This is a genomic window from Bartonella sp. AP150HLJHH (assembly GCF_042196385.1).
Classification (GTDB): domain Bacteria; phylum Pseudomonadota; class Alphaproteobacteria; order Rhizobiales; family Rhizobiaceae; genus Bartonella.
This window is the reverse complement of the sequence record NZ_JBHIQC010000061.1, coordinates 1-3,385: the sequence shown is the minus strand read 5'-3', so window position 1 is coordinate 3,385 and position 3,385 is coordinate 1. Positions and strand designations below refer to the sequence as shown.

Here is a 3,385-nt window from a genome sequence, read left to right as displayed (position 1 = left end):
TTTGATGATGAAATAGCCATTTTAAGTGGCACCACCAAGAATATTGAACTCCTAGAGACCATTATGGATGAAGTTGGTGAATCTCCAGAAAAATGGCTTCCTATTTTTCAAGAAAGGTCAAAACAATGAAAAAACTTTTATTGGCAACAGCTCTTTGCGCAATTTCTTTTGGACCTCAAGCAAATGCATTTGGAGGTGGTCCCTTTGATTATAAAATACTGCTGGAAAATATAGAGCAAGCCAAAAAATTGAGAGAACAAGTTGCAAAAGCAGAACAGCAAGTTCAACAAGGCAAACAACAGCTTGAAAAATTAAAAGATCAACTCGATCAAGCGAAACAATTATATAGTTCCTTAAATGGAAAACCTGATTTATCCGCTCTTCAAGAATTGCTCAACAAACAAGGGAATAATGCTGCTTTCCCCTCTGATTTTAATCATTTAGAACAATCAATAGATGGTACCGGGGGTGGTAGCGGAAACACTGAAAAATGGAAGGAAAAACTTTTATATAAAGAACCATCGGGTGGTAGTGGATCAAAAGAAGCTGTTGATGCCTTTTACAAGCAAGAAGTGGAAAAATTGCACAATCGCAATGTAGGACAAGCAGCAACAGGGCAAGCTGTTTACGAAGATGCCTATAAAAAGAAAGAAGCCATTAGTAAGATTATTGAAAAACTCAAAAATGCTAAAACCGCTGCTGAAGTTCAAGACGCTCAAACACAATTAGCAGCTATACAAGCAATATTACAAGCAGAGGCTTTACAAACTCAAGCTACTTCTATGATTCAACAAGCTCAATCTGAAGCTGAAGCCATACGGATTAGAGAAGAAGCTAGTAAAAGATACCAAGATTATGCAAATCAACTTCGCGGTCATTAAAAGTTAAAGAGGGACTTAATCATGAACAAAGTTATTATCGCAGCACTACTACTTAGCACAGGGCTGATCACCGCTGGATGTGAAAAAACCTACAGTGTAGAAGATTTTAAGAAAGATGAAAATTTACTTAAAGAATGGGCGGTGAGATGTGGATTTACAGGAAATTCGAAAAACTGTCAAAATGCACGATTAGCCGATCATCAAATTCATGAAGAACGTCGGGCAAAAATTGACGAAGAAAATCGTAAACGTAGAGAAGAATTTGAGAAAAAACAACAAGAAGAAGAAGCTAAGAGAAAAGCTGAATATGAAAAACGGAGAGCTAAAGAAAAAAGCGAAAACAATTTCGATCCATAAAAATTATTATAACAATCAGAAATAAAAGTATTAAAAAAAATTATAAAATGGATATTCAATGGTAACAAAAGATATATTTACCACAATAGATGATCGTTTAATGAATTCTCTTACAAATATAATGGGTAAATCTATTAGCAATCTTTCAGGCGCTTTATCTGCTCCTCTTACAGCAGCTTGTACAATATATATAGCATTTATAGGTTACAATATTATCTATGGGCGGTCTTCTATGCCATTGTGGGATTTTATAGCGACAACTTTCAAACTTGGCATCATCGTTACACTCGCCACAAATGCCGCTAACTATAACACATGGATCACAAATATATTTTTCACTGATCTGCCGAATGCCATTTCAAATGCTACGCAAGGTGCAGTTTCTGATAAGAATGTCTGGGACAATATGATACAAAATGCTTATGCGCACGCCTTTGACGCAGCAAATAAATACAACGGATGGACTGAAGTTGGTACGTATATTGTTAACTGGATTGCTGGTTTAATCTGTTTAGTGATTGCTGGGATTTTTTGCACCATTGGTTTTATCGTCACAATATTTGCTAAATTTGGATCATTTCTTGTCATATCAGTGGGACCAATATTTATAGGTTTTGGTCTATTTTCAGCGACAAGACGTTTTACAGAAGCGTGGTTAGGTCAATTGGCAAACTTCATCATTTTGCAAGTATTAGTCGTGTTGCTTGGTAACGTGTATGTAAGTCTTGCAATGGACATTCTTTCAGGTGACCTTACAGATATCATGTTTTCTGTACTTCAATTTTTGGTTATTGGCATTGGTGGGATTTATCTTTTTATCCATTTACCCGGAATTGCCTCTGCTTTAGCTTCTGGAGGAGCAGCTCTTGCAGGATCAACACATTTAGCTCATCACACTAGCAGATTAGCTGGTCGTGGTGCTCTTGCTGGTTTTAGAGGTTTGGCATCGAAATTTAGAGGAGGTAATACTACAAATGCGGGGGGTTAAAAAAATTGGGATTATCTTGCCGTTTCTCTTTCTCAGTGGCTGTATGTCTTCATCAAACACGTTGAAGTCACTTCCAAAATGTGATGGATATTCTAAGCGGCCACTTAATAGATCGATGTGGAATTGGGAAGGAAAAAAACCTATCCCGACACCTATCATCATCAGTGACAATAAAGACATAAAATCGTTCGTGAAAGAGGGCAATTTGGAAATGCTCCTCACACAAAAATTAACGGATGAAGAAATAAAATCCTACAAAGATTGCGGGCAAAAAGCATGAAAGAAAACGCCGTAGAAGAATATATTGCTGAAGCACGCTCGTTCGATCAAGATCGCATGCTCGCCTCACGCCGCACTACCCGCATCTCGCTTGCAATCGCCGGCATAGCCGTTGCTGTTGCAATAATGTCTTCTCTCGCGGTCATCACCCTCACACCCCTTAAAACCGTGGAACCCTTTGTCATCCGCGTTGACAATTCAACCGGCATTGTTGAAGTCGTAGAAGCCTTAAAAGAAGGACCAACAAACGTCGACGAAGCCATTACACGCTATTTTGCCGCAAAATATGTCCGCTCCCGTGAAGGTTTCGCCGTAGAAGAAACGCAAAATAACTTCGAAACCGTCTCTCTCCTCTCTTCTCCTGAAGAACGAGAAAGATTTGCCAGTTGGTACGGAGCAAAAAATCCCCAAAGTCCCCAACTTCTTTATAAAAACGCCACCGTTACAATAACAATAAAATCAATTTCCTTTATCAATGAAAATGTCGCCCAAGTGCGTTACTACAGAACTGTGCGTAACAACGACAACAACAAAGAATTCATCACCCACTGGGTTGCAACACTCACCTTTGAATATACCAATGCCCCTATCTCTGTCCAAAACCGTTTGATAAATCCTCTAGGGTTTATTGTTAATGAATATAGAACCGATCCGGAAGTGGTCAACTGATCATGACAAAAAAATTCCTTTTTCTCATTCTTAGGATTGCTGTTGCCTTTTCTTTGACGAATATAAGCTACGCGAGTGTTTTTCCCACCCGCGCGCCGAGCGATAGCCGCATTCGCTTTATCAACTATGATGCTTATAATGTCACAAAAATTATTGGCTCCATACGCTCATCGGTACAAATAGAATTTTCTCCCAATGAAGAAATTGCCCA

Annotated in this window: 5 protein-coding genes and 1 pseudogene; all 6 read left to right on the top strand. The window is 38.6% G+C overall.

The window, feature by feature from the left end; genetic code table 11:
• The first annotated feature begins 125 nt into the window (after nucleotides 1–125).
• On the top strand, nucleotides 126–881 hold the full coding sequence (locus ACFING_RS09375; protein ID WP_375630670.1) for a type IV secretion system protein: 756 nt from the start codon (nucleotides 126–128) through the stop codon (nucleotides 879–881).
• Between the two features lie 21 nt (nucleotides 882–902).
• Nucleotides 903–1,238: an EexN family lipoprotein gene (locus ACFING_RS09370; RefSeq protein ID WP_375630668.1), complete on the top strand. Its 336-nt coding sequence runs from the start codon at nucleotides 903–905 to the stop codon at nucleotides 1,236–1,238.
• A gap of 58 nt (nucleotides 1,239–1,296) precedes the next feature.
• Nucleotides 1,297–2,226, top strand: coding sequence for a type IV secretion system protein (locus tag ACFING_RS09365; protein WP_375630666.1), 930 nt, complete (start codon nucleotides 1,297–1,299; stop codon nucleotides 2,224–2,226).
• The gene (locus ACFING_RS09360) at nucleotides 2,213–2,506 is read left to right on the top strand and encodes a type IV secretion protein VblB7 (protein ID WP_375630664.1); all 294 of its coding nucleotides are present in this window, start codon (nucleotides 2,213–2,215) and stop codon (nucleotides 2,504–2,506) included. Before ACFING_RS09365 ends, ACFING_RS09360 begins: the two co-directional genes overlap by 14 nt.
• The gene (locus tag ACFING_RS09355) at nucleotides 2,503–3,174 is read left to right on the top strand and encodes a virB8 family protein (RefSeq protein WP_375630662.1); all 672 of its coding nucleotides are present in this window, start codon (nucleotides 2,503–2,505) and stop codon (nucleotides 3,172–3,174) included. The genes ACFING_RS09360 and ACFING_RS09355 overlap by 4 nt, the downstream gene beginning before the upstream one ends.
• A 2-nt stretch (nucleotides 3,175–3,176) precedes the next feature.
• A pseudogene (locus ACFING_RS09350) lies at nucleotides 3,177–3,385 on the top strand (P-type conjugative transfer protein VirB9); the annotation flags it as partial.

Excerpts from the sequence above, each read along its gene's own strand:
- ACFING_RS09375 (WP_375630670.1), top strand. The coding sequence starts at position 126 with ATGAAAAAACTTTTATTGGCAACAGCTCTTTGCGCAATTTCTTTTGGA.
- ACFING_RS09370 (WP_375630668.1), top strand. The coding sequence starts at position 903 with ATGAACAAAGTTATTATCGCAGCACTACTACTTAGCACAGGGCTGATC.
- ACFING_RS09355 (WP_375630662.1), top strand. The coding sequence starts at position 2,503 with ATGAAAGAAAACGCCGTAGAAGAATATATTGCTGAAGCACGCTCGTTC.
- ACFING_RS09360 (WP_375630664.1), top strand. The coding sequence starts at position 2,213 with ATGCGGGGGGTTAAAAAAATTGGGATTATCTTGCCGTTTCTCTTTCTC.
- ACFING_RS09365 (WP_375630666.1), top strand. The coding sequence starts at position 1,297 with ATGGTAACAAAAGATATATTTACCACAATAGATGATCGTTTAATGAAT.